26 protein-coding genes are annotated in these 26,199 nt (G+C 36.2%); 3 read left to right on the top strand and 23 right to left on the bottom strand.

The features are described 5' to 3' along the window. The 9 genes from tnpA to G558_RS0111770 form a co-directional block, all read right to left on the bottom strand. Positions 1 to 280, bottom strand: a 280-nt coding sequence (gene tnpA, locus G558_RS13785; RefSeq protein WP_028830317.1) for an IS200/IS605 family transposase, incomplete at its 3' end; no start/stop codon positions are given. A 148-nt stretch (positions 281 to 428) separates the two neighbouring features. Beyond that, complete coding sequence (locus tag G558_RS0111805) at positions 429 to 1,364, bottom strand: alpha/beta fold hydrolase (RefSeq protein ID WP_028830316.1); 936 nt, start codon at positions 1,362 to 1,364, stop codon at positions 429 to 431. Between the two features lie 12 nt (positions 1,365 to 1,376). Further along, positions 1,377 to 2,288, bottom strand: a complete 912-nt coding sequence (locus tag G558_RS0111800) for a YegS/Rv2252/BmrU family lipid kinase (RefSeq protein WP_051188678.1) — start codon at positions 2,286 to 2,288, stop codon at positions 1,377 to 1,379. A gap of 25 nt (positions 2,289 to 2,313) precedes the next feature. Further along, entirely contained in the window at positions 2,314 to 3,348 is a 1,035-nt protein-coding gene (gene ltaE, locus G558_RS0111795; RefSeq protein ID WP_036931955.1) for a low-specificity L-threonine aldolase, read from the bottom strand. 17 nt (positions 3,349 to 3,365) lie between these two features. Continuing rightward, positions 3,366 to 3,845 (bottom strand): CinA family protein, encoded by a 480-nt coding sequence (locus tag G558_RS0111790; RefSeq protein ID WP_028830313.1) that lies wholly within the window; start codon positions 3,843 to 3,845, stop codon positions 3,366 to 3,368. 12 nt (positions 3,846 to 3,857) lie between these two features. Beyond that, a complete protein-coding gene (locus G558_RS0111785) occupies positions 3,858 to 5,489 on the bottom strand; it encodes a glutamine--tRNA ligase/YqeY domain fusion protein (protein WP_028830312.1) in 1,632 nt (543 codons plus the stop codon). 20 nt (positions 5,490 to 5,509) lie between these two features. Further along, positions 5,510 to 6,199, bottom strand: a complete 690-nt coding sequence (locus G558_RS0111780; RefSeq protein ID WP_028830311.1) for a metallophosphoesterase — start codon at positions 6,197 to 6,199, stop codon at positions 5,510 to 5,512. A 23-nt stretch (positions 6,200 to 6,222) separates the two neighbouring features. Next, positions 6,223 to 7,032 carry a GTP pyrophosphokinase gene (locus tag G558_RS0111775; RefSeq protein WP_028830310.1) on the bottom strand — a complete coding sequence of 270 codons (810 nt, stop codon included), beginning with the start codon at positions 7,030 to 7,032 and terminating at the stop codon, positions 6,223 to 6,225. A gap of 30 nt (positions 7,033 to 7,062) precedes the next feature. Further along, entirely contained in the window at positions 7,063 to 7,962 is a 900-nt protein-coding gene (locus G558_RS0111770) for an MBL fold metallo-hydrolase (protein ID WP_028830309.1), read from the bottom strand. A 166-nt stretch (positions 7,963 to 8,128) separates the two neighbouring features. On the opposite strand from G558_RS0111770, the gene G558_RS0111765 reads away from it, so the two are divergent. Continuing rightward, entirely contained in the window at positions 8,129 to 8,380 is a 252-nt protein-coding gene (locus G558_RS0111765; protein WP_028830308.1) for a hypothetical protein, read from the top strand. A 104-nt stretch (positions 8,381 to 8,484) separates the two neighbouring features. Here the strand turns inward: G558_RS0111765 and G558_RS13260 are convergent, their stop codons facing one another. After that, the gene (locus G558_RS13260) at positions 8,485 to 9,801 is read right to left on the bottom strand and encodes an HD domain-containing protein (protein WP_036931954.1); all 1,317 of its coding nucleotides are present in this window, start codon (positions 9,799 to 9,801) and stop codon (positions 8,485 to 8,487) included. A 125-nt stretch (positions 9,802 to 9,926) separates the two neighbouring features. On the opposite strand from G558_RS13260, the gene G558_RS0111755 reads away from it, so the two are divergent. Further along, positions 9,927 to 10,157, top strand: a complete 231-nt coding sequence (locus G558_RS0111755) for a glutaredoxin family protein (protein ID WP_028830307.1) — start codon at positions 9,927 to 9,929, stop codon at positions 10,155 to 10,157. A 64-nt stretch (positions 10,158 to 10,221) separates the two neighbouring features. Here G558_RS0111755 and lepB read toward each other — a convergent pair whose 3' ends face one another. Together lepB and G558_RS0111745 are read right to left on the bottom strand one after the other, a co-directional pair. Then, the gene (lepB, locus tag G558_RS0111750) at positions 10,222 to 10,755 is read right to left on the bottom strand and encodes a signal peptidase I (protein ID WP_028830306.1); all 534 of its coding nucleotides are present in this window, start codon (positions 10,753 to 10,755) and stop codon (positions 10,222 to 10,224) included. A 13-nt stretch (positions 10,756 to 10,768) separates the two neighbouring features. After that, the gene (locus G558_RS0111745) at positions 10,769 to 11,299 is read right to left on the bottom strand and encodes a GNAT family N-acetyltransferase (protein ID WP_051188677.1); all 531 of its coding nucleotides are present in this window, start codon (positions 11,297 to 11,299) and stop codon (positions 10,769 to 10,771) included. A gap of 97 nt (positions 11,300 to 11,396) precedes the next feature. On the opposite strand from G558_RS0111745, the gene G558_RS0111740 reads away from it, so the two are divergent. Beyond that, positions 11,397 to 11,891 carry an endolytic transglycosylase MltG gene (locus G558_RS0111740; RefSeq protein WP_028830304.1) on the top strand — a complete coding sequence of 165 codons (495 nt, stop codon included), beginning with the start codon at positions 11,397 to 11,399 and terminating at the stop codon, positions 11,889 to 11,891. An 82-nt stretch (positions 11,892 to 11,973) separates the two neighbouring features. Here G558_RS0111740 and G558_RS0111735 read toward each other — a convergent pair whose 3' ends face one another. The 11 genes from G558_RS0111735 to G558_RS13255 form a co-directional block, all read right to left on the bottom strand. Beyond that, positions 11,974 to 13,596 (bottom strand): peptide ABC transporter substrate-binding protein, encoded by a 1,623-nt coding sequence (locus tag G558_RS0111735; protein WP_028830303.1) that lies wholly within the window; start codon positions 13,594 to 13,596, stop codon positions 11,974 to 11,976. Positions 13,597 to 13,723: 127 nt separating this feature from the next. Then, a complete protein-coding gene (locus tag G558_RS0111730; RefSeq protein WP_028830302.1) occupies positions 13,724 to 14,707 on the bottom strand; it encodes an ABC transporter ATP-binding protein in 984 nt (327 codons plus the stop codon). After that, a complete protein-coding gene (locus G558_RS0111725) occupies positions 14,700 to 15,719 on the bottom strand; it encodes an ABC transporter ATP-binding protein (protein WP_028830301.1) in 1,020 nt (339 codons plus the stop codon). Before G558_RS0111725 ends, G558_RS0111730 begins: the two co-directional genes overlap by 8 nt. Before the next feature lie 11 nt (positions 15,720 to 15,730). Beyond that, a complete protein-coding gene (locus G558_RS0111720; protein WP_028830300.1) occupies positions 15,731 to 16,648 on the bottom strand; it encodes an ABC transporter permease in 918 nt (305 codons plus the stop codon). A gap of 10 nt (positions 16,649 to 16,658) precedes the next feature. Beyond that, positions 16,659 to 17,579 carry an ABC transporter permease gene (locus G558_RS0111715; RefSeq protein WP_028830299.1) on the bottom strand — a complete coding sequence of 307 codons (921 nt, stop codon included), beginning with the start codon at positions 17,577 to 17,579 and terminating at the stop codon, positions 16,659 to 16,661. A 276-nt stretch (positions 17,580 to 17,855) separates the two neighbouring features. Next, complete coding sequence (gene ligA / locus G558_RS0111710; protein WP_028830298.1) at positions 17,856 to 19,877, bottom strand: NAD-dependent DNA ligase LigA; 2,022 nt, start codon at positions 19,875 to 19,877, stop codon at positions 17,856 to 17,858. Between the two features lie 115 nt (positions 19,878 to 19,992). Further along, the gene (gene rny, locus G558_RS0111705; RefSeq protein WP_036931952.1) at positions 19,993 to 21,522 is read right to left on the bottom strand and encodes a ribonuclease Y; all 1,530 of its coding nucleotides are present in this window, start codon (positions 21,520 to 21,522) and stop codon (positions 19,993 to 19,995) included. A 178-nt stretch (positions 21,523 to 21,700) separates the two neighbouring features. Then, entirely contained in the window at positions 21,701 to 22,747 is a 1,047-nt protein-coding gene (gene recA / locus G558_RS0111700) for a recombinase RecA (RefSeq protein ID WP_028830296.1), read from the bottom strand. Between the two features lie 76 nt (positions 22,748 to 22,823). Then, the gene (locus G558_RS0111695; protein ID WP_028830295.1) at positions 22,824 to 23,258 is read right to left on the bottom strand and encodes a SoxR reducing system RseC family protein; all 435 of its coding nucleotides are present in this window, start codon (positions 23,256 to 23,258) and stop codon (positions 22,824 to 22,826) included. Between the two features lie 10 nt (positions 23,259 to 23,268). Beyond that, positions 23,269 to 24,402, bottom strand: coding sequence for a tetratricopeptide repeat protein (locus G558_RS0111690; protein ID WP_028830294.1), 1,134 nt, complete (start codon positions 24,400 to 24,402; stop codon positions 23,269 to 23,271). Then, complete coding sequence (locus G558_RS13255; protein ID WP_051188676.1) at positions 24,392 to 26,194, bottom strand: B12-binding domain-containing radical SAM protein; 1,803 nt, start codon at positions 26,192 to 26,194, stop codon at positions 24,392 to 24,394. The genes G558_RS0111690 and G558_RS13255 overlap by 11 nt, the downstream gene beginning before the upstream one ends. Between the last annotated feature and the right edge of the window lie 5 nt (positions 26,195 to 26,199).

The following is a 26,199-nucleotide window of genomic DNA, read 5'->3' as shown; positions in this document are numbered from 1 at the left end:
GAAATTCTTTCTTAATCAATCGGCTGCTTGCGCTTTTATATGCATTTATGAATTTGCTGATTTCACTGTTTGGATGTGATTTGAACAATATGTGGACATGATCCATGTCGTGGTTCCATTCCAGCAGTGTAATATTATACTTTGGACAAATGTATTCAAATATGTTCTTAGCTCTGTCTGAAATTTTCGAATCAAACACTTTTCTCCGGTATTTAGTAACCATAACCAGATGATAGTATAAGGAAAATACTGAATGTGCATTATTGTCTAATCTATCCATATTATAAGTATCCTTTCCTATTACGACTGATTATATTATACCCCTGCAGAAGTGTTCTAAACATTCATAAACCGATTCATCCCACCGCCTTCACTCTCGTTAAGACGAGAAAGGTAGTTTAGCGGAGGGGGAATTCTCGGTACATGTATTAAATTTTATGTGGCAGATTCAAACTTATGAATTCTGCCACATCTTTTATTACTTCTTCTCTGTTAACTTCATTAAAAATTTCATGCCTTTTGTCTTTATAAAGTTTAAGAACTACATTTTTAAGGCCAGCTCGCTTGTACATATGCTCCAGATTTTCAAGTCCTTTTCCATAATCACCTACAGGATCCCGATCTCCTGAAAAAATAAATAAAGGCATTTCTTTTGGGATTATCTTTAAATTTCTGCTGTTAAAATTTTGAGTTATCCCCTTAAAAAGATAATAATATGCTGAGGTTGTAAAGCTAAAACCCATGTCATTACTCTGCTCGTACCTTCCTACCTCTGATTGCTTAGTGGTCAGCCAGTCGGATTTAGTTTTTCTGTTCCTTATTTTTTTATTAAAAAACAAGTCTTGAGCATCCCTTATAAAATCAGCCTCTTTTTCAGTTCCCAGCGCAATCATCATAATCCTTGCAACAATTTTCCCTGCTTTGGATACTGGAATCTGGTTTTTTCCGTTACTTCCAGAAAGCAAGAGCATGTCCACGGTTTCTGGATAAATCTGTATATATCTCTGTGATAAAAAAGACCCCATTGAATGTCCAAGTAATACTACTGGTACCCCAGGGTTTTCCCTGGTCAATATATGGTTAAGGCTTCGCATATCTCTTACCATCTTAAGAAAAACATCGCCTTCTCCCATATATCCGAACTTTTTGTGAGCTGACTTCCCGTGTCCTCTGTGGTCGTTTATATATACACCAAAACCCTCAGATACAAGACTCTCAATTACAGGAGTGTATCTCAGGGCTTTTTCTGACATCCCATGAGACATCTGTATTATAGCTTTTGCTTTACTTTCAGGCATAAATTTGTAGCAGGTTATTCTCACATCATCTGTATAGGATTTAAAATCAAATTCACTGTAATCCATTGATATACACCCCTAATTTTCAAAATTTTTCGGCACAAAAATTTTCAGACATTCTTTTTTTACCTCTACAAAAAGAGGCATTTGTGGTCCTTTTTCCCCGTCAAGGCTTACCATCATGTCTTTATGAGCATTTATTAAAAATTTGTTTCCACGCACAAGTTTCACGTTACTGTGCCTTGTTATATCTTCACCTTTCATTACCGAAAAGAAAAGATTTGCTATTTCAATAGCTGTACTCTCTTTGATTATTATAAGTTCCATTATACCATCTGAAATATTGCCAGTATCAATGAAATTAGTAAAGTTTCCTACACTCTTGCCGTTAAGCAAAATAAACATATAAGCCTTTTCTTGGTATGTTTTATCATCTGCTGTAATCTCTATATCATATGCCTTTAGCGTCGTAAGTTCTGTTAAAGGTTTCAAGTAATATGCAAGTGATCCCATTACCAGTTTAAGATTTTTGTCAGTGGTATATGAGGTATCTGCAAAGGCTCCACCTGCAAGAGAAGAAAGAAATACTCTTTCTTTGTTAACTATGCCTGCGTCGACCATAATCGTTTTTCCATTATATACTTCTTCTATAATATCTTCGAGCTGAGATTCTGTATTAATGCTTTTTGAAAGATCTATGCTTCTGGTGAAATTGTTACTCGTTCCTGTCCCAAGAGCAAACAAAGGAATATCCAGTTTGTTTTCAAGCATAACTTGTACAATATGACTCAAGGTACCATCTCCACCAGAAGCTATTATAAAATCGTACTCTTTGTTCATGATATCTTTGAGCTTTGCATCATTCTCTGGTATCCTGTAAACAGTCAATAATACATCCAGGCTTTGTAATTTTTTTATTATGAAATCCATATTTCTAGAAACAAATCTATTCCCCGAAACTGGATTATAGGCAAATAAAGCATGTTTCATATCTGCACCCCCCACAATCAAATAATTATCTCTGAGATTTCTCTTTAAGCCTGATAATCAGATCTATAGTCTCATCAATTGATTCTCTGCTTATATAATAGTGAGTTACAAATCTGAAGAGTCCGTCTTCTTCAGGATTTATTATAATGCCATATTTGGCAAAGTTTTCTTCTGTAAAATATCTTTTTAATTTTTCATCTCTTATCTTGAAAAACACCATATTTATATCAAGTTTGTTCTTGAGTACTTCTATTCCCGATATAATCTCTAGTCTTTCTGCAAGATATCTGGCATTATCGTGGTCTTCCACCAGTCTTAATCTCATCTCTTTTACTGCAATCTGTCCAGCGGCAGCAAGTATTCCAACTTGTCTCATTCCTCCGCCCATTATTTTTCTCTTTTTAGTGGCACTTTTGATAAATTCTTTGCTTCCCACAAGGACTGATCCTACTGGCGCACAAAGCCCTTTAGAAAGACATATATTAAGAGAATCTACATTCTCGGTCATATCTCTTATATCGCAGTTAAGAGAAGTAACTGCATTAAAAAACCTAGCCCCGTCAAGATGAATCTTGAGATTATATTTGTCAGCTATTTTTTTTACACTTCTCATATAATCAAGATCCACTACCTTCCCATCAGAAAATGCATTTTCAAGGCATATTAGCTTAGTTTCCGGATAATGAATATTTTCTTCTTTTCTTATTGCATTTTCAAGTCTGTCCAGGTCCATTTTTCCATTATATGTTTGCAGAGTTCTCATATTAACACCTGAAATTATTGCTGCTGAACCAGCCTCATGCTGAACTATATGGCATTCATCTGGAAGGATAATCTCATCGCCTCTGTTACAGTGAGTAAAAAGTGCAAGCTGGTTGCAAAATGTTCCACTGGGTACAAAAAGTGCGGCTTCCATACCACATAAGTGCGCAACATATTCCTGAAATTGGTTTACAGTGATATCATCACCATAAACGTCATCGCCCACGTCTGCCGTGTACATTGCATCCCTCATCCTCTGGGTCGGACGTGTAACCGTATCGCTTCTAAAATCTATCATGCTCTTTTCGCTCCTTTTCATCTAACATTTAACATTTCATAAAGTCTGTCCAGGCAAGCATCTCTTGCTTTTTCTCTTATAATATTTCTTGTTCCTTCAAATATATGTTTACTGACGGTCGTTTCTTCACTCGTTGATATTCCAATATATACAAGACCTTTTGGATTCCCATTTTCATCAATTTCCCCTGGACCTGCAACTCCGGTAGTGGAAATGCCTATGTCTGCAGAAAGATTTTTCCTCACTCCTCTTGCCATGTCCTCAGCTACTTGTAAACTCACCGCACTATAAGCATTCAGAGTCTTTTTATCTACTCCAAGTCTTGTCCGCTTTGACTCGTCTGTATACGATATTATTCCCTCTAGCAGCACTTCACTCGCACCAGGTACCTGGCATATAGCTGCACATACCAGGCCGCCAGTCAGAGATTCTGCCACGGCCAGGGTAAGCCCTTTGTTTTTAAGGACATCTACAATTTGAACATTTATATCTTGCATTTATTTCCCTCTTTATAACTTAAATGAACTTTTCAGCGCTACAGTCCTGTTGAACACAAGTTTTCCTTCTTTTGCAAATTTGGGATCAACATTAAAATAACCATGTCTGAAAAACTGATATTTGGATTCTGCTTCTGAATTTTTTAGCCCTTCTTCTACATACCCTTGAAGGATTTCAAGTGAGTTAGGGTTAACATCGTCTTCTTCATCAAGAAGTATAGGCTCAAAAGTTCTTATCTCTGCAGGTAAAGATTTTTTTGCATCTACCCAGTGAAGCGTTCCTTTTACCTTTCTTCCTGTAAATCCACTTCCACTTTTTGTTTCTATATCGTATGTGCAGTGTATCTGTGTAACATTTCCGTCATCATCTTTAATGACTTCATTACATTTTATAAAATACGCATGCTTTAGCCTTACTTCATTTCCAGGGAAAAGTCTGAAATATTTAGCAGGCGGATTTTCCATAAAATCATCTTGCTCAATATATATTTCTCTGGAAAAAGGTATCATCCTTACTCCCATGTCCTCTTGTGCATCATTATTGTTTTCTGCCTCAAGATACTCCGTTTTGCCTTCTTCGTAATTTGTAATAATTACTTTGAGTGGTCTGAGCACCGCCATGGTTCTAGGGACTTTTTTAATTAGATCTTCTCTTATAAAATGCTCCAGGTACTGGGCATCTACTGTACTGTTAGATTTTGAAATTCCTATTTCATTGCAAAAAGTTCTTATTGATTCTGGAGTATAACCTCTTCTTCTAAGCCCTGACAGGGTTGGCATCCTTGGATCATCCCACCCATCGACTACTCCATCATCTACAAGCTTTTTAAGTTTTCTCTTGCTCATGACTGTGTTTGTTATGTTAAGACGCGCAAACTCAATTTGCTGAGGAACGGCTTGCATTTCACACTCTCTTATTACCCAGTCATAAAAAGGTCTGTGATCTTCAAATTCCAGGGTGCATATAGAATGAGTAACTCCTTCGATAGCATCTTCAAGTGGGTGTGCATAATCATACATAGGATATATGCACCATTTGTCTCCTGTATTATGGTGAGTCGCTTTTGCAATCCTGTATATTATTGGATCTCTCATATTTATATTTGCACAAGACATATCTATCTTTGCTCTAAGCACCTTGGCTCCATCAGCTAATTCACCAGATTTCATCTGCTCAAAAAGTTCAAGGTTTTCTTCTACGCCCCTGTCTCTGAAAGGACTATTTTTGCCTGGTTCTGTCAGAGTTCCTCTGTATTCTCTCATTTCTTCAGGGCTAAGATCACATACAAAAGCTTTTCCTTTTTTTATAAGAAGCCTGGCTTTTTCATACATTATATCAAAATAATCTGAAGCCCAGAATAGATTGTCCCATTCAAATCCCAGCCATTTTACATCTTCCATTATCGACTGTACGTATTCTTCATCTTCTTTCTCAGGGTTGGTATCATCAAATCTTAGATTAGTCTTTCCTCCAAATTCATCTGCAAGCTCGAAATTAAGTGTAATAGCTTTTGCATGACCTATATGGAGGTATCCATTAGGTTCAGGCGGAAATCTTGTAAGTATATTTTTGTGCTTTCCGTTTTTTAAATCTTCTATTACAATATTTTTTATAAAATTGCCTGGTTTTATTTTATTTTCCATAACTCCCTCTTCTCCTTGCATCAGTCGCGTATTTTTTTAAGCTTAAAATTAAGATAATCACATGATACAAGGTGAAAATAAGTTCCACCTTGTAATCCTTCAAACACTGAACTAAATGACTCTTCTCCGTGCAGATGACCATATACCATGTAGTCTATATTGTTTTCCCTGAGTATCTTTAATACTTCAGAATCGTCGTGCTTGTCATTTACAGGGGGATAATGCATTATTACAAATTTCTTAAATTTTGAAGAATCTCCTTTATATGAATCCAAAGAGTATTTAAGTCTTTCTGTTTCCCTGTTATAAATTTTTTCATCTTCAACAGTGAATTTTGTATCATTGGGGCATATCCAGCCCCTTGTCCCATAAAATATATAATCATTTATTATAACATGATTATTATGCAAAAACTCAATCTCTGGATAGTTTTTTTTCATTTTCGTCAGAGACTGCCACCAATAGTCATGATTGCCTTTAATAATGATTTTTCTGCCTTTGAGTTTGTTTATTTGATCCAGATCTGCTCTGGCATCTTCAAATTTAAGTGCCCATGAAGTATCTCCCGCTATTATCACAATGTCATCATCTGCAACCAGTTCATTCCAACTTTTGAATATCTTTTCTTTGTGATTTATCCACCCAAAAATATCCATTGGTTTCTCTTCATTGGATGACAAGTGTAAATCTCCTATTGCATATACTGACATATTATCCTTTCTCGAGTAAAAAATTATTTTTTCACTCTTAATCCTTGCTTTATATCATTGATCATATCATCAATTTGTCCTTGAAGTACAGCTATAGCATCCATATTATCTACTTCATTTATTACATCTAGTTGTTCCTGAAATATTATGGCATCCTGCTTATAACCCATTTTATGCAAAAGACGAATTCCATCAACGGATTCTTTTACTGCAAGCGACTTAAGTCCAAATGTTACCTGAGCCTTTACAATTTCTTCTCTTATCTCACTCATCTCTTTGTCAAGTGTAAATGCCGCATCGCCTGCCCGCCTTAATCTCACGCTTAGATCATGTGGCAATTCCTTATTGTATTTATACCTAAGAGAGTGCTCTATGGTAGCCCAAAAATTCATTGAAAGTGTCCTTATCTGTATCTCTGCAAGTATTTCTTTTGATCCCTCTATAGTCTCTACCGGATATTTTATAATTATGTGATAACTCCTGTATCCGCTTTCTTTGTAATTTTTTATGTAGTCCTTTTCATAAAGTACTTCCATATCTTTTCTACAACGTATTATATCAACTACAGTATATATATCATCAACAAGCTGGCACATAACCCGAAGACCTGCTATATCTTCCATTTCTGTACATATCTTATCAGTATCCATATTCAAATTTTTTGCCTTGTCAAGAATTGAAGTAACTTTTTTTATCCTTCCTGTTACAAACTCTATGGGTGAATACTCGCCCTTGTTTTGAAACTCTCTTCTGACATTTTTAAATTTAACCTTTAATTCTTCTACTGCATATTCATAAGGTAATAATATCCTTTTCCACTCTCTATATTCCATATTCCCCTCCTGCAATGTCTTTTACGAATTCTATATGCCGTAATAAAATATTTTCCCCTGGTCATAAATATAATCTATCATATCCCTGTCAGCCAGGCTGGTAAGAAAAGCCCCCATAGTTGAATAATTAAAATGATATGTTTCAAAGTTACATTCGATTTCATTTATAACCAGCAACTGCTGGAGGATATCTTCTCTGGTAATTGGAGTTTTTACTATCTCAATTATGTCAGATTCATATCTGTCCAGAACTTCCACATTTTCATCTATTATTTTGTCTATTTCAGCTTTGTTATACACATTTTTTGAATGAGAAATCAAACCATAATCAAAATCCAGATTTTTTATTTTATCAAGAGATTCCCTCTGATAATCTATGCTGTACAAAAAAGGCATATCGTATTTAGCCATTATTGTCCTGTCAAATACCGAATCTCCAAGATAACACACCCTGTCATCAGTTATTATCACTGCCTGCCCCATACAGTGCCCTGGTACATGATGAATTTCGAATTCTCTATCCTTTATTATTAGCTTATCCTTCACAGATATGTCTACATTAAAGTATTTAACCGACTCATCCGCTCTTTTTCCCTGAAATTTTGAGGGAGCCGATGACACAAGATAAGCTTTTCCAATATAAAGATTCTCTATATAAGGCTTTGCCATTTCATGTGCAATTAATTCTACATGTGGCGCCGTCTGTTTTATACCCTGAAAAGCTTCGTAATGATCAAAATGTTCGTGAGTAGTGTAAACATATCTTGCCCTCATCCCATTTTCCTCAAGAGAACTGCATATGCGCCTGCCCCTTCCCACCGTATGCCCAGCATCAATAACAAGTGCCGATTTATCCTTAAATACATATACACCGGTATTGGTACCGCCTTTTATGTAGTAACTGTGTCCATTTATTTTATTTACATCCATAGTATTTTCCTCAGTTCTTTAATTATCTTCATATTATCAATTATATCAAAATTTGAAAAATTTAACAATAAATATAGCTTATTTACAGGTAATTAAGTATAATGTAATATAAATACAGCAGAAAAATCACGTTAATTAAATTACTGCTTTTGTTTTGGAGGAAATTATGACAAATATTTATACAAAAGTATTCACTTTAAAAGGATATTATTTTACTAAAGAATATGAAAAGAAAAAAGTTGAAAAAATCAAAGCAAGAAGAGTACTCGAAGAAACCGTACTCAAGCATTTTAAGAATGGTGACTGCAACATAGATATCTATTTTGAAGAAACCGATAAAATGATTCCCATAACGCCTGACACTCCAAGAGCTACCGTGTTAAAATATCTCGGAGAAAAATTTGCACCCGAATTTTAAATTAGAAAAATCTAAAGTCTCACCAAAAAAGTCCTGAATATAATATTCGGGACTTTTTTTATGCCTGTTTTAATATTCTTGCTTGCATCCATATAAAATTTCGATCAGCAAATTCCCACAAGTACATATTCTCCAAAACGATCTTCAAGAAGTTCTTGCGAAAAACACTCAATTGTCCTCTCGTAAGGTTTTTCCATATCCATACTCTTAAATACATAGGAAACCTCTGATATATCTTTTATCGAACCGTCTTTCATCTTTACCCATATATTATCTTTTTTCTTGTCATAAATTCCAAAAGATACACTCTTTTTGATATATCCATATTCCTTTTCCCAGTCTATTCTTTCTCTGTTTTTCTTATATAAGTTTTCATTAAGAGCAAGCGCAAGTTCGGGCATATTCTCATTTCTTCTATATCTCTTGTATTTTTTTCTGTCCAGAAAAGCTCTGCACATATGTGAAAGTGTTTTATCATTGTGATTTTTCCATTTTATTATATGGTAATACATGAAGTAGTCATCTATAGATGTATATTCACTTACAGTCAGTTCATCTGTACTAAACAGTTTTATCATTATATCATCGGCAAATACAGGTTTATCCATCAAATACAATTCTTTTGCCCTTGCAAACACTTTAACCAGGATTGCTTCCATCTGAACTTTTACAGGGTGCTGATAGGCCTCCTTATGCATGTAATATCTGGCCATGATGTATTCCTCTATAGAAGAAATATATTTTTCATTTACACATATCTTAAACCCATCTTCATTGCATACCACATCAAGAGATTTAATAATCCTCTTTATGTCGTAGTTACCATTACTGATACTGGTAAAGTAACTGTCCCGAAGAAGGTAGTCCATCCTGTCAGCATCTATTTGAGAGCTTATGAGCTGAGATATAAGCGTCATTATATTTCCCTCATCATCATTCACCTCGTCTGGATCTTTTGCAAAAATACTTGACAGTTTTGATACAAAGTTTTCCGAAAAATTATCGCAAATCGCTCTGTATATCTCAGAATTCTCGTCTGTCAGAATTTTTACAGTCCAGTCTTCATGGCTTCCAAGTCCAAATATTTTTTCAAAAGTATGCGAAAATGGGCCATGACCAATATCATGAAGGAGCGCACTGCAAAGCGCAAGCTCACGCTGCTCATCCGAAACTTCAATGCCATATGATGCCAATATCCTACCCAGATGGTCAATCAGCTGCCCCATCAAATGATAAGTTCCTATGCTATGTGAAAATCTTGTATGAGAAGCCGTTGGAAAAACCAGATACTCACAGCTCAGTTGCTTTATTCTCGACAACCTCTGAAACTCGCTTGTATTAACCAGTGCAAAATATTTGTGCGGAAATTCAATGTCCAGATGCACAGGATCTCTAAGTATATACCTCTTGTTATCAACCATCATTTTTCTCCCTATATAGTACATTTTTGTTAAAAGATAGATTTAGTTTTTTTGAATTATCTATAGATTTATATTGGTTTTTAATTTAAAATATAAGTATGATAATTTTAGAAAGGAAATCTAATATGAAAAAAGTTGTGATTTATACAAGTTCTACATGTTCACATTGTCACCATGCTATGGAATATTTTGATTCCAAAAACATTCCTTACGAAGAAAAGAATGTCAGCAAGGACCCAGAAGCAAGAAAATATCTTCTTCAGAAGAAAATCTTAGGTGTTCCTGCTATTTACATCGATGATGAACTGATAATGGGATTCGAAGAAGCAAAGATTAATGAGCTCCTTGGAATCTAATTAAAGTGATTTTAAATAAGAGAGGCTATGCCTCTCTTTTATTTTACATATTAATATTGAGAATTTAAAATTTTGTAGTTATCTTGTTAAAGGGAAAGAGCCTTACAAAAACTTTTCCTACAATATCATCAAGAGGAACTGGTCCCACACTTGAATCTCTACTGTCAGTACTGTCAAGGCGGTTGTCTCCCATAGCAAAAACATGGCCATCTGGAACTATGGTGTCTATTTCATAGTCAGTGTATCCATCTTTTGTGTAAGGCTCCTCAAGGAGCTCATCATTAAGATACACCTGCCCCTCAGAAATTACTACACGGTCTCCTTCAATAGCAACAACTCTTTTTACCAGATCTTTTTGCCTGCCATTGTCCTGCATAAGATCAGATTTAAATATAATAACATCTCCTCTTTCTGGCAGCTTTGACTTGTATGCCATTTTGTTTACAAGAAGATAATCATATTGCTTGAGAGTATTCTCCATAGATGCCCCTTTTACCAGAGTAGGCCTTACGAAAGTAGTTATTAATCCCGCAAGTATAACCGCTATAACAATGACCTTTATCCATTCAATTATCTCTTTTTTTACAGCTTCACTCATTTCTGTCTCCTTATCAGTCAATTATAAGTCCCATACTCAAATAGTCATAAAATTCCCCATCTATAAAAAGTGCCCTTGAAATTTTTCCTTCTGGCACAAAGCCACATTTTTTATATAATGCTATAGCCTTCAAGTTGTCAGATTTTACCTGAAGATCAATTTTTGCAATACACTCCCCTTCAGATGCAAACTTTATCAGTTCTTTCGTAAGAATTGTACCTATTCCCATGTCGTTGAACTCATTAAGTATGCCAATGCCTAAATTGACACAATGTGCTGTTCTGGCCCTTTTTCCACCTTCCAGATAAGATAGCCCCACTATGTCGCCTTCCAATTGTGCAACATAGAAAATACTGTTCTCTCTCATGTTGAGATAGTCAGCAAAAGCACCTGTATTTTTGGAGTCCAGTCCAAAATCTTCAGAAGTAAAAGGGAAATTGTCACTCTCATCAGAAAGTTTTTTAATAAGGTTGAAAATGTCTTCATTCTCATCAATAGTTTTCCTTATTATCAGTTCGTGCCCGCTCTTTAAAATATATTTCATATTTTCTGTCCCTTCAATTGAAAAAAGCTCCCATAAGTATTATAATATAGTTTAGGAGAATTTTCTATACAGTTTTATTACAAAAGTGAGGTAAAATATGGAAAAATTGAAAGACTTTATTTATGAACACAGTGATTTGTTTTTTACAACAGTCATTGTAATAGTTGTAGGATTAGTAGTGTCCTCCAGTCTATATGGATGGTTTAACATAAAAGACGACGAAAACAAGTACAAAGAAATGAATGAAGTAATCCACGAAGAACAACTTCCAAACCAGGATACTCCTAAAGAAAATGACCCTGGAAAAGAAACAGACGCTTCAGACCAAAGTGCCCCTGCACAACAACCTGCATCTCCAGCTCAGCCGAGCAATGGCAGTCCTGCAACATCAATAAAAAACATAGAAATAGCTTCAGGGAGTTCAAGTGCTTCTATTGCATCATCACTTGAAAAACAGGGACTGATAAAATCAGGAGATGAATTCCTTAATCTTCTAGTTTCATCAGGCAAAGAAACAAAGCTCAAGGCAGGAACCTTTGCCATAACCCAGGGTTCGACAGATTCGCAGATAATCGACATACTTACAAAATAACAAAGAAAAAATCCTGAAAAAGCTGCTACCTGAATTTAATCAGATAGCAGCTTTAATTTTAGATAATTTAAAATTTAAATAATTATTCAGCAGCTTCTACATATGCGTTTCTATAGAATACTGGTCCAAGTGATGATTTTGGAGCCTCTTTTATAGTAGTTCTCATAAGAGCTGGGTTTGTATAGTAGTAAATTGGCATTACAGGAAGATCCTTAGCAAGAAGTGCTTCTGCATCCTTAAGGATAGTATCTCTTTCTGCTCCACTTGCAAATTTAGAATCATTTATAAGCTTGTCATATTCTGGACTTGCGTATTTCGCATCATTTGTTCCTGCATCTGTAGTCCACATTTCAAGGAATGTCATAGGGTCTGCATAGTCCCCAATCCAACCATGTCTTGCAACTGTGTAGTTACCATTTTTACGGTTTTCCTGGAATACTTTCCACTCTTCATTTCTTAGAGTTACGCTGATTCCAAGGTTTTGTTTCCACATTTCCTGAACAGCTTCTGCTATAGATTTGTGTGCTTCATTTGTGTTGTAAAGAAGTTCTAATTCTGGGAATCCTGCTCCGTCTGGGTATCCAGCTTCTGCAAGAAGAGCCTTAGCTTTTTCTATATCAGCTTTTACAGGTACTCCGTAGTCTCCAGCAAGAGTTCTAAAAGATTCTCCAGTAGAAGTAGCTATACCTTCAGATACGAATCCGTTAGCTGGCTTTTGTCCACCCTTAGTTACGTTTGTAACTATAGCTTCTCTGTCTATTGCAAGAGAAAGAGCCTCTCTTACCTTTACGTCCTTCATCAGATCATTATTCATATTGAAGCAGTAGAAGTATGTTCCAATGTAAGGGAATATGTTAAAGTTAGCATCATTAGCTTCTTGAAGCTGAACAATCTGGTCAGCTGGAACGTTCTCAGTATAATCGATCTCACCTGATTGGAATGCAGAGAATGCAGTTGATCCTTCAACTATCATAACATATTCAATCTCTTGAATTTTAACGTTTTCTGCATCATAGTAATTTTCGTTTTTAACTAATCTAAGAACGTCGTTGTGTGTCCATTCAGTCATAGTAAATGGTCCGTTTGAAATATAAGTTTCCGGATTAAGCGCCCATCCTTCTGGATCTGCTTCAACTATGTCCTTTCTTACTGGGAAATAGCAAGGGAAAGCAGTTAATTGAAGGAAGTATGGCGTAGGTGATTCAAGCTTAACTTCAAGCGTTTTCTCATCAATAGCCTTAACTCCTATCTCGTCTATAGAAACATCACCTGCATTAGCCTTTTGGCCATTTAATAAGTAATACATCTGATACGCATAGCCTGCTGCAGTTGCAGGGTCTAGTGCCCTTTTCCACGCATATTCAAAATCTGAAGCCACTACCGGCTCTCCGTCAGACCATTTTGAATCTCTCAGGTGGAATGTGTAAGTAAGACCATCTTCTGAAACTTCCCACTTTTCCGCAACTCCTGGAATTGGCTGCTCATCAGCATCAGTTCTTGTAAGTCCTTCAAATGCACTTTGAAGTACCTGAGAACCATCAACTGCCTCATTTAGCGCAGGGTCTACAGATGCAGGATCTGCACCAAGGTTGTGAACTACTTTTTGTGGTACGTCTGAGCCATCAGCTGAATTGTCTGAAGAACATCCTGCAAGAAGCGATATTCCCAATACAGCAGTCAGTGTTAGTGCTAATATTCTTTTCATATTTTCCCTCCCGAAAATTATTTTATATTATCTTGTGCTCAAAACTGAGCACAAATTAACATCAAGTTTTACCTATACTGATAATATCAGAAAATTATAATTTTTTCAATACTAAAGAATTAATAATTTAATAAAGGTGACAAGCACAAAAATGTTCTGGTGCAAGTTCCTTCATTTCAGGTTCTTGTTCCTTGCATATATTCATAGCTTTAGGGCATCTGGTCCTGAATCTGCATCCCGACGGTGGGTCTATTGGGCTTGGAACATCTCCCGTAAGAAGTATCCTCTGGCTCTGCTTTGAAATATCCGGATCCGGAATAGGGATCGCAGACAAAAGAGCTTGAGTATAAGGATGAAGTGGATTCTTGTAAAGTTCATCAGAGTAAGTTATCTCTACCATCTTCCCAAGATACATAACCCCTATTCTGTCAGAAATATATTTAACCATAGACAGGTCATGAGCTATAAAAAGATATGTCAGTTCTCTGCTTTTTTGAAGATCTTCAAGCATGTTTACTACCTGGGCCTGTATTGAAACGTCCAGCGCCGAAATAGGCTCATCACAAATAATAAAATCAGGCTCCACGGCAAGTGCTCTGGCTATACCTATACGCTGTCTTTGTCCTCCTGAAAACTCATGAGGGTATCTGGCAGCATGGTCTGGGTTAAGACCAACATCGTTAAGAAGCTGCTGTACTTTATCTTTCATTTCGGCTTTAGTAGCCATCTGGTGTATCTCAAGAGGTTCAGCAATTATATCTCCTACAGTCATCCTTGTATTAAGAGATGCATAGGGGTCTTGAAATATCATCTGCATATTCTTTCGAAATGGGAGCATCTCACTTTTCTTAAGCTTTGAGATATCTTGGCCTTTGAATATTATCTGGCCCTCAGTTGGTTCATATAATTTTATTATAGTTCTTCCTGTAGTAGATTTTCCACATCCTGATTCTCCAACAAGACCAAGAGTTTCACCTTTTTTAAGCTCAAAAGATATATCATCTACTGCCTGAACATATTTTTTGTTTTTTCCAAACAATCCACTGGACGCATCAAAATATTTTTTTAAATTTTTGACCTCCAGAAGGGTTTCTGCGTTTTTATTATACATTTTTACCTACTCCTTTCGTATAATCTACTTTTGGAGCATCTGGATGCAATAGCCAGCATGCCGCTCTGTGGGTCTCTGATGTTTTTGTATATTCCGGCATTTGAGTCATGCACACCTTCATAGCGTATTCACAGCGTGGTGCAAACGGGCATCCCGCTGGTGGTTTTAAAAGATCTGGCGGAGTTCCATCTATTGGAATCAGTCTTTCTTTATTTTCTTTGTCACTCACCTTAGGTATAGATTTCATAAGCCCCAGTGTGTATGGATGTTTAGGCTCATAGAAAATTTCTTCAGATGTGCCTTCTTCCATTATCAGGCCTCCATACATAACTATAATTCTGCTGCATACGTCTGCAACAACACCCAGGTCATGGGTTATAAGTATAATTGATGTGTTCAGTCTGTCCTTAAGATCTTTCATGAGTTCAAGTATCTGAGCCTGAATAGTAACATCAAGCGCAGTAGTAGGCTCATCAGCAATAAGAAGCTTAGGTTCACATGAAAGCGCCATAGCTATCATTGCTCTTTGTCTCATACCACCAGAAAATTCATGTGGGTACTGATCTATTCTCTTTTCAGGAGAAGGAATGCCAACCAGTCTCAGCATATCTATGGCTTTTTCTTTAGCCTGGTGTTTATTAAGCTTCTGGTGCTTTATTATAGCCTCAATTATCTGATTTCCTATGGTAAAAACTGGGTTGAGAGACGTCATAGGATCTTGAAATATCATAGATATTTCATTTCCTCTTATAGCCTGCATCTCTTTATCGGTTTTCATTGCAAGGTCTTCTCCATCAAAAAGCACCTCACCACCCGTTAATTTTCCAGGAAACTGCAGCAATTTCATTACAGAAAGAGAAGTTACTGATTTTCCTGAACCAGACTCTCCAACTATTCCTACAGCCTCACCTTTATCTAAATAGAAATCTACTCCTCTTATAGCTTTTACTTCTCCAACGTGAGTAAAAAACGAGGTTCTCATTCCTTTTACTTCAAGCATTTTTTCTGACATAATTTCCTCCATTATTTACGCATACGTGGGTCTAATGCATCTCTGAGACCATCACCTACAAAGTTGAATGCCAATATTGTCAAGCATAGAGCAAGCGCCGGGAAGAAAAGTAAATGTGGATATATTGTAAAACTTCCTAGTACGTCATTGCAAAGAACTCCCCATGAAGCCATAGGAGCTGAAACTCCAAGCCCTATGAATGAAAGAAAAGCCTCCGTGAATATAGCCTGAGGAATAGACATCGTCAAGCTTACTATTATCGGGCCCATGGCATTTGGAATAAGATGTTTAAAAAGAATTCTTGAGTCAGATGCTCCAAGAGTTCTGGCTGCCAGTACATATTCCTGCTCTTTTAGAGCAAAGATCTGGCCCCTTACTATCCTTGCCATTCCAATCCAGTAAGTAGTACCTATGGCAACAAGTATGCTTGTCATACCTGGCTTTAGCCAAACCATCAAAAGTATTACATACAGTGTAAGAGGGATTGTATAAAGTATGTCCACAATTCTCATCATTATATTGTCGACTTTCCCTCCAAAATAACCCGAAATACCTCCGTAAGTAACTCCCACAACAAGATTTATTACAGAAGCCAGTATCCCAACCGTAAGCGAAATTCTTGCTCCGTAAACAACTCTTATAAACAAGTCCCTTCCGTGGGCATCAGTACCGAATATAAAACCATTTCCTGGCGCTTGATTTGTCATCATCAGATTCTGGTCTGAATATGAATGTGGCCATACCATGGGAATAAAGATTGCCCCAAGTACAAGTAAGACAAGAAAAACTGCCGATGCTACCGAAACCTTGTTGCTTCTAAATCTTCTCCATACATCTTCCCAGTATGTCAGGGAAGGTCTAACTATTTTTTCTGCGTCTTTTTCTTCCTGAGAAACCAGTTCCCAGTCCATTTTATTTAACTCTACCATCTGGCTCCTCCTATTCGTTAATCTTTATTCTAGGGTCAATGAACATATACAGTATATCTGTTATAAATATGAAAAGCACAAGTATGAAAGCATAAAATATAGTCACGCCCATTATAACCGTATAGTCACGGTTGCTTATACTTTCAACGAACATTCTTCCCATTCCAGGCACTGCATAGATCTTTTCTATAACGAATGAACCAGTAAGTATTCCCGCAGTCAGCGGCCCAACATATGTAACTACTGGTATTAAAGCATTTTTAAGTGCATGTTTGAATACAACCACAGTCTCTGAAAGTCCCTTAGCTCTTGCTGTTCTGATATAATCCTGGCTTATAACCTCAAGCATCGAAGACCTTGTAAGTCTTGCTACATAAGCTATAGAACCAACTGCAAGTGAAACGGTAGGCATTATCATGTGTCTCCACGATGACCATCTTGAAGTAGGGAGCAGTTTCATCTTAACTCCAAAGATGTATATCATAAGTGTTGCGAGCACAAAACTCGGGACGGTTACACCCATTATTGCAAAGAATATTGTAGTCTTATCAATCCATGTCCCCTGCTTGAGTGCCGCTATAACTCCAAGTGGAATCCCAAGTACAAGTATAAGTATGATTGCAAGTATTCCAAGCTGACCAGATACAGGGAAACTATCCTTTATCATGTCACTTACTTCTCTTCCCTTGGCAGTATAAGAAGGACCAAAATCTCCCTTTACCGCTCCGAGCAGATAATCTACATATTGTTTTGAAATTGGTTGATCGAGATTGTATTTCTCCATCATAGCCTTTTCAATTTCAGGTGGCAGTTTCTTTTCTCTTGTAAAAGGGCCTCCTGGAATCGTGTGCATCATAGTAAATGTCAATGTAATTATGAAAAAAAGCGTTATTATCATTGAAATTACTCTTTTGACAACATATTTACCCATATTCTCATTCTCCTTTTTGAATATATTTTGTTTGTAATATTCTAACTGTATTTCATTGATTTTTCAAGCTTTTCTTTTTTTCGGATTAGTGAGACTATTCAGTTTTTTGATTTTTTACAAGTAAGTGATTTTTCAATTCACGCAATTCACATGATTCGTACAATATTTCAATAGCTTTTGAGGCGATTGTCCTTGGATTGAAGACAGCACTTTGTTCAATATATGCTTTTTGATTCATTTTTCGAAATATTGCGAATAATGAAAGTCGATGCCAGATTATCTATTTATACCAAGAAATTCTGCAGCCTCACTTTTAGTTTTGCACTTTAAAAGTTCTAAAAAAACATTTTCATCTATAACTTTTATTCCCAGATCTTGTGCTTTTTTCAGTTTTGACCCAGCTTCTTCACCTGCAAGAACTACATCCGTGTTTTTGCTTACCGAGCCCGAAACAGTCCCATTTCTTGATTCCACAAAATCAGCAGCCTGTCTTCTACTTAAGTGTTCAAGAGTTCCTGTAAGCACAAATTTGAGCCCCTCAAGGCTATTATTATCAGGTTTTTCACTTCTAGATGAAACCATGTTCACCCCAAGAGCTTTTAACTCCTCAATAAGATGTAAATTATTGTCATTCTTGAAAAAGTCAACTACACTTCCTGCCATCACATCTCCAAACTCTGGTATTTCTTTAAAGTCTTCATATGTCGCCTGAGTCACAGCTTCCATGGATTCAAAATTTTTAGCCAGGGTTTTAGAGGCTTTTTCTCCTATAAAATCTATGCCTAGTCCAAATATGAGTCTGTAGAGCTCATTGGATTTTGATTTTTCAATAGAATCTATAAGGCGTTTTGATGATTTATCGGCAAAGCCTTCAAGGCTGAGCAAATCTTCTTCCGTCAGTCTGTATATGTCAGCAACATTTGATATCAGCCCCTTATCATATAGTTTGTTAACTACAGATATCCCCATTTTATCTATATCCATAGCTACTTTTGATACAAAGTGTATTAAAGATCTTTTAACTCTGGCAGGACACGATATATTAACGCACTTGATGGCTGATTCACCTTTTTCTCTTACTGATGGATTATTGCACACCGGACACACAAGAGGAATCTTGAATATCATTTCACTTCCAGTCCTTTTCTCTTTAACCACTTCAAGTACTTCAGGTATTATCTCTCCAGCCTTTTGTATTATTACAGTATCACCTGTTCTTATGTCCTTTTGATCTATATAGTCCTGATTGTGAAGCGATGCACGACTCACTATACTTCCTGATATACTTACTGGTCTGAGTACTGCAGTGGGGGTGAGCGCGCCCGTCCTTCCCACTTGAATCTCTATTGACTCTATTACAGTTTCTTTTTTTTCAGCCGGAAACTTGTAGGCTATGGCCCATTTTGGGGTCTTTGATGTGTAACCAAGTTTTTCCCTTTGAGAAATATCATCTATTTTAATTACAGCTCCATCTATTTCAAAAGGAAGATTGTTTTTTATTATTCCAATATTTTCAATCTCCTCCCATGCATCTTCTATAAAACTTAGCCTTTTTCTTTCAGGACTGACTTTAAATCCTTGTTTTTCAAGATAATCAAGTATGTCTGCGTGATGAGTTAGTGCTTCAATTTCATTTTCTACATTGAATACAAATACGCTCAGCCCCCGTTTTGCACTTATCTTGGAATCTAGCTGTCTGAGAGATCCGGCGGCTGCATTTCTTGGATTGGCAAAAAGATTAAGACCATTTTTTTCCTGGAGCGCATTTATCTTTTCGAATTGCTTCTTTGATATATATACTTCTCCACGCACAACAAGCTTGCCCTTATAAGGAATAGTCAGCGGTATATCCTTTACAGTTTTCAGGTTTTCGGTTACATCTTCGCCAATTGTTCCGTTTCCCCTTGTCCCTCCTCTTATAAAAATCCCCTCATCATATTCCAGCGACACCGAAAGTCCATCTATTTTATATTCTACGACGTATTGTGGACTTATTCCCTGGCTTTTTACCCGCCTGTCAAAATCAAAAATCTCTTCTTTTGAGAAAGCATTGGACAAAGAAAGCATATTTTTCTCATGCTTATATGAAGCAAACTGGCTGAGAGCTTCTCCTCCTACCCTTTGAGTAGGTGAAGACATATCTAAAAACTCAGGATTTTGATTTTCAAGTTCTATCAGCCTGAGCATTAGTTTATCAAATTCTGTATCGCTTATTTCACTTACATCTTCTTTATAATAGAGATCTGAATAATAATTAATCTTATCTCTTAATTTCTTTATTTCTTCTTCGGCTATCATATATTCTCCTTAAAAAAAGAACTAACTCCAGTTTGTAACCGAAATTAGTTCCTGTATTGAAGTTTTTGAGTTGATTATCTTTGAGTTTTTGAGTTGATTATCTTTGAGTTTTTGATTATTTTGCGTAATCTATTGCTCTTGTTTCTCTTATTATATTAACTTTGATCTGACCTGGATATTCCATTTCTTTTTCAATTCTCTTTGTAATTTCTCTAGCCAGAAGTGGAAGACCTGCATCATTTATATCATCAGGTTTAACAAGAATTCTTACTTCTCTTCCTGCCTGAATTGCATATGATTTGTCAACACCTTCAAAATCATTAGAAATTTCTTCGAGTTTTTCCAGTCTCTTGATGTAAGATTCCAGTGTCTCTCCTCTTGCACCTGGTCTTGCTGCTGAAATTGCATCTGCAGCAGTTACAAGCACTGCTTCTACTGACTGCGGTTCATAGTCACCGTGATGAGTCGACATTGCATGTATTACATCTTTAGATTCTTTATATCTTCTAAGCAGGTCCATACCGATTTCTACGTGAGTTCCTTCCATTTCATGGTCAACTGCCTTACCTATGTCATGTAGAAGCCCCGCTCTTTTTGCAAGTTTAGGGTCCGCACCAATTTCGGTGGCCATAATTCCGCATAAATGAGATATTTCAACAGAATGCTTTAGCACATTCTGGCCGTAGCTGGTTCTGTATTTTAGTCTACCTAATAATTTAATGAGTTCTGGATGTAATCCAAATACCCCTGTTTCAAAAGAAGCTTTTTCTCCTTCTTCTTTGATCATTGTGTCAACTTCAACTTTTGCTTTTTCAACCATCTCTTCGATTCTTGATGGATGTATTCTACCATCAGATATCAATCTTTCAAGTGCGATTCTTGCGATTTCTCTTCTTATTGGATCAAATGCAGATAAAACTACTGCTTCTGGTGTATCATCAATAATAAAGTCCACTCCTGTAAGTGTTTCAAGGGTCCTGATATTTCTACCCTCTCTACCTATTATTCTTCCCTTCATTTCATCGTTAGGAAGACTAACTACTGATACTGTTGTTTCGGCAACATGGTCTGCTGCACACCTTTGAATTGCGTAGGATACGATCTCTCTGGCCTTCTTTTCAGCTTCATCTTTAGCTTTGCTTTCAAGATCTTTAACCATTATAGCCATTTCCTGTCTTACTTCTCTTTCTGCCATAGAAAGAATATCTTTTTTGGCTTCATCAAGAGTAAGCTTGGATACTTCTTCAAGTTTTTGCATTTGCGCATCTACAAGTTTTGATATATCCTCTTCTTTTTCCTGAAGTTTCTTGAATTTGTCATTATATCTGTTATCTTTTTCTTCCACCTGACCTATTTTCTTGTCGAGTGTTTCTTCTTTTTGGAGTACTCTCTTTTCATATTTCTGAAGTTCGTTTCGTCTTTCTTTGTATTCTTTCTCGGCTTCAGCTCTAAGTTTGTGGACTTCCTCCTTAGCTTCAACTAGCTTCTCTTTTTTGACTGATTCTGCTTTTTTCTCTGCGTCATCTATCATACGTGTAACCACTGTCTCTGCTTCATTCAGTTTGCCTTCAGCTATCTTTTTTCTTACAATATAACCTGCGGCTACTGATACAACTGCTATAAGCAGTGCTATTATTATTATCATTATCTGGTCTATCTTACCCACCTCCTTTTCTGATTTTTTCTTTTAATTGTCCATAGTCAAGTATCCAAAACGTGGATACATATATATATTCTAATATCAATATCTTAAACTGTCAATGAAAAGCACAAAAATACAGGAAATTTCCCTGTATTTTTGTGTGTTTTTATATTATATTTTCTTATTTAGCAGGAAGTTCTTGATTACTAACTTCTTTTTCTGGCTCAGCTTCTACATCCACTGTCTTGTCATAGAAAGCTCTTACTTTCTTTTCTATCTCATCCATTATATCTTTATTATCAAGTAAATATGTCTTTACATTTTCTCTTCCCTGTCCAAGTTTATTGTCATTATAAGCATACCATGAACCCGATTTCTTTATAACATCTATATCAGCCGCAAGGTCCACAAGCTCTCCCACTTTAGATATACCCTGGCCGTACATGATGTCAAATTCACATTGTCTAAACGGCGGAGCAACTTTATTCTTAACTATTTTGGCTCTTGTTCTATTACCGATTATCTGATCTCCCTGCTTGATAGAATCAATTCTTCTTACATCAATCCTTATAGAAGCGTAGAATTTAAGGGCCCTTCCGCCCGTAGTAGTCTCTGGGTTTCCAAATACTATTCCTATTTTTTCTCTAAGCTGGTTTATAAATATAATTATAGTCTTTGACTTGTTTGTAGAGCTTGCCAGTTTTCGAAGAGCCTGTGACATAAGTCTTGCCTGAAGACCCATGTGTGAATCTCCCATTTCTCCTTCAATCTCTGCTTTTGGAACAAGTGCTGCTACAGAGTCCACTACTATGATATCTACTACACCACTGCTTACAAGCGTATCCGTTATTTCAAGGGCCTGTTCTCCTGTGTCCGGCTGAGAAATAATAAGACTGTCTATGTCGACTCCAAGGGCTTTTGCGTAAGCGGGGTCAAGTGCATGCTCTGCATCTATAAATGCAGCCACTCCACCTGCTTTTTGAGCTTCTGCAACTGCATGAAGAGCCACAGTCGTCTTACCTGAAGATTCAGGTCCATATACTTCTACGATTCTTCCCTTTGGGATTCCTCCAATACCTATGGCAAGATCAAGTCCTAAAGAACCTGTGGATATAACTTCCAGATTCATCTTTGCGTTTTCTCCAAGCATCATTACAGATCCTTTTCCAAACTCCTTTTCAATCTTTGCCATGGTACTTTCGATCGCTTTTCTTTTTTCTTCCTGCATGCTTCCTCCTACCCAAATTAAGACTAATTTGGCATTTTTTTAAAGTATATCTTATTAAATATATATAGTCAATTGACTAAATTATATTATGTCCAAGTATTTCGGTAATAACAGGTTCGTACTTATTTGTACCTTTAAGTTTTTTGTCCTTACTTCTTACAAAAAGATATGACAGCGACATTAGCACAAGTCCTGATATTATGCTTATGGTCTCACCATCAACTCCTCTGGAATCAGCTATAAGTGTTGGGATCGCAATTCCTGCCAAAAGTGCACAAAGGGGTATAAGATATACTATCATAGCTGCTTTGAGCACATCAGGTGTTTCAATCAAAAGGTCCACATTATCATTTACCTTTGCCCCCAATGTGTTTTTCGCAGTTATATTTATCTCTTTTTGATCGCCTTTTCCCATATCACAGGCCTTACATTTTCCACATGCTGACTGGCGTTTTACATTAACAACAGCTTTGTCATCAACAATACTAACGACTACTCCATGTTCTTTCATAGTATCTCCTTTATTGTTCTGTTTCTTCGATTGTTCTTATCACTTTGAGAGTTGACTCTATTATTTCATCATGAGGATCTATCTCCATAGCCTTTTTAATGTAAAGTTTGGCATTTGTAAGATCTTTCATATTGAGATAGACAACTGCTATATTACTTAGTATCTCTGTGCTTTTAGGTTCTATGTCGAGTGCTGACATATAGAATTCAAGAGCCTGATCAAAGTCTCCTATATATGCATAACAAATTCCCAGTTCACACAAAAGAAGTGTGTCGGTATTGTTTACCAAAAGAGCCTTTTCATAAGCTTCTATAGCTTCTTCAAATTCAGAAAATGCTTTGTAACAGAATCCCTTTGCATAATTCATCCTATACATAAGATCTTTATCTTCTGTTATCTCTTGCATTTCCTCGAGTATATCGAGTGCTTCTTCAAGCTTCATCTCATCGACATATGCTTCGACTTTTTCTATCATTTCACCAGTATTGAGTTTCATAATAAGGTTCTCTGCCTCCTGTGCTATTTCCCCGTCATCAGTGTTAAGTGCAACTTTTTTAAGATGCTCCATTGCATCATCTATCTCTCCTTGATTTATCTTGAAAAAAGAAAGTTGATAATTGGCAAGGAAGTTGTCTTCGTCCAAATCAAGCACTGCTTCAAAAAATTCCTGAGATTCCTTGAATAGAAGGTTTTTTAGTTCCTTATCCTCGACTTGTGCAAGGTATTCCTTACAAATATGTGCATAATTGTATATTATATCTGTATTTTCATCTGACAATAACATTCCAGCCCTTAGAAACGCAAGCGCATCTATATAGTTCCTGTTTTCGTACTTTTTCTTTGCAAGACTCGAAACCAGAATTTCTGGTTTTTCTATATTTGTATTTATAAAATTAACATATTGAGGGTTGTACTTAAACTGGCTGTCTGCTCCCAAAAGATAGAGTATAGCCTCTGCTATCTGAAGTGTGGATACTCCTGCATCATCATCTGTAGCCATCTTTACTATATCTTTGGAAAATACGGGAACCATAAATTCACTGTCAGTATCTCCAAATCTCCTTAGTATATTCTTATCCTCAATTTCAATAAATACAAGCTTGTCTGTAAGCGATAAAAAAAAGTTATCTAAATTAGATCTCATAAAGTCTCCTTAACATTTTGTAATCACCATTATGACCCTTCTTTGAATCATAGTTTACTATCAGTACATTTTTTTCTTTTTTTATATTCACGACACCAGGTTTTCTGATCTCTGATATATATTGTACCATATCATATTCAAATATTGACCAGTTTATTTTCTTATATGCATCTTTATAGTGAACATCTTCTTTAAAGCCAAGCTGTATGAGATTTTCCTGATTTCTGGTAAATTCAAATATAAACTCCTTAAGTTCGCGTTCAGTTTCATCTTCATTTTTCTTAGTAAGAAAGGCCGGAATATTGGGATTTCTACCCATATTGATATAATCCAATCTCAACAGCTCCACAAAAAAGTCAATATTGAAATCCGGATTTGAATTTTCCTTAGAGACCCGGTTCATTCCCAGTATCTTCATAGCTCGAAATTCTTCTTCTTTTTTTATAGTATTTATATTATTATCAGATATTACTGCTGCCAGATCTTCAAAAAGATTATATCCTGTATTTTCATAAACCCTGTCATAAAGATATTCTATGCTATATTTAAATCTTCCTGTGTTATAAAATCGATCCAGTACGTTTTCCACAGTTTTAAGTTTATCCATGTCTTTGTAAGTCATATATTTATTGCTTAGAACCTCATAAGGAGGATAAGACCTGTATTTATATCCATGCTTTTCAATAGTGTTTTCAATAGGGCTGCCTTTTAAAATCTTTAAAAAACCCAGCTGCAGGGCATCAGGCTTTAGCGAAAAAACATCATTAAAGGATTTTTTGAAACGCGTCAGTCCTTCGTATGGAAGTCCCGCTATAAGGTCCAGATGCTGATGTATATTTGCGTAAGACTTTATTTCGAGTACATTTTTGCTGACTTCTTCAAATTTATTAGCCCTTCTTACTTCATTTAGCGTTTCGTCGTTAGTAGACTGAACTCCTATCTCAAACTGAAAGAGCCCTCTTCTTGCTTTTTTTATAAGGTCAAGTACAGGTTTTTGAAGCAGATGCGCCGTTATTTCGAAATGAAAGTTAATATTACCATCATCTATTTCCATTAAAAAGCTTATGATTTCAATAGCTTTTTTTTCGTCCGAATTAAAAGTCCTGTCAACAAATTTAACCTGCCTGGCCCCCAGCTTAACAAGATGACTGAGTTCTGCTTTTATTCTCTCGTAATCAAAAAATCTCACGCCTTTTGTCGTTGAAGAAAGGCAATAAGAGCAGCTGAAAGTACACCCCCTTGAGGTCTCATAGTATACTATTTTGTTTTCTATGTCTTCTTTTTTTGTATCCAGATAAACGGGCGGGATTATAGAAAGATCGGTCACCACGAGACTTCTTGACTCAAAGTCCATATCCTCCGAAGAATACCTTGAGTACAGATTGGTTATTTCCTTAAATCTTTCTGGTTCCTTTATGATATCCACCAGATCCGAAAGCGCTTTTTCTCCTTCTCCAGCTATTATAAAGTCAATAAAGTCGTGTCTTTGTAAAGTAGACTCTGCATCATATGTTACCTCGGGACCTCCAATTAGTATAAGTGTCTCCGGTGATATTTTTTTTATGTTCTCAGCAATTTTCATGGTTCTTTCAATGTTCCATATATAACACGAAAAGGCTACCATATCGTAGCCACCAATCATTATTTTGCTCAATATATCTTCTATATCTTCATTTATAGTAAATTCCTCTACAACCGAGTCTACCTTGTCTCTTATCATCGCATCCAAATATTTTATCGCAAGATTTGAGTGGATAAACTTTGAGTTTAAAGTAGTAAGGAGTATTTTCATAAATT

This window comes from Proteocatella sphenisci DSM 23131 (genome assembly GCF_000423525.1).
In the GTDB taxonomy this organism is placed as follows: Bacteria; Bacillota; Clostridia; order Peptostreptococcales; family Filifactoraceae; genus Proteocatella; species Proteocatella sphenisci.
The sequence above is the reverse complement of the archived record's forward strand: the minus strand, read 5'-3'. Positions and strand labels throughout refer to the sequence as shown.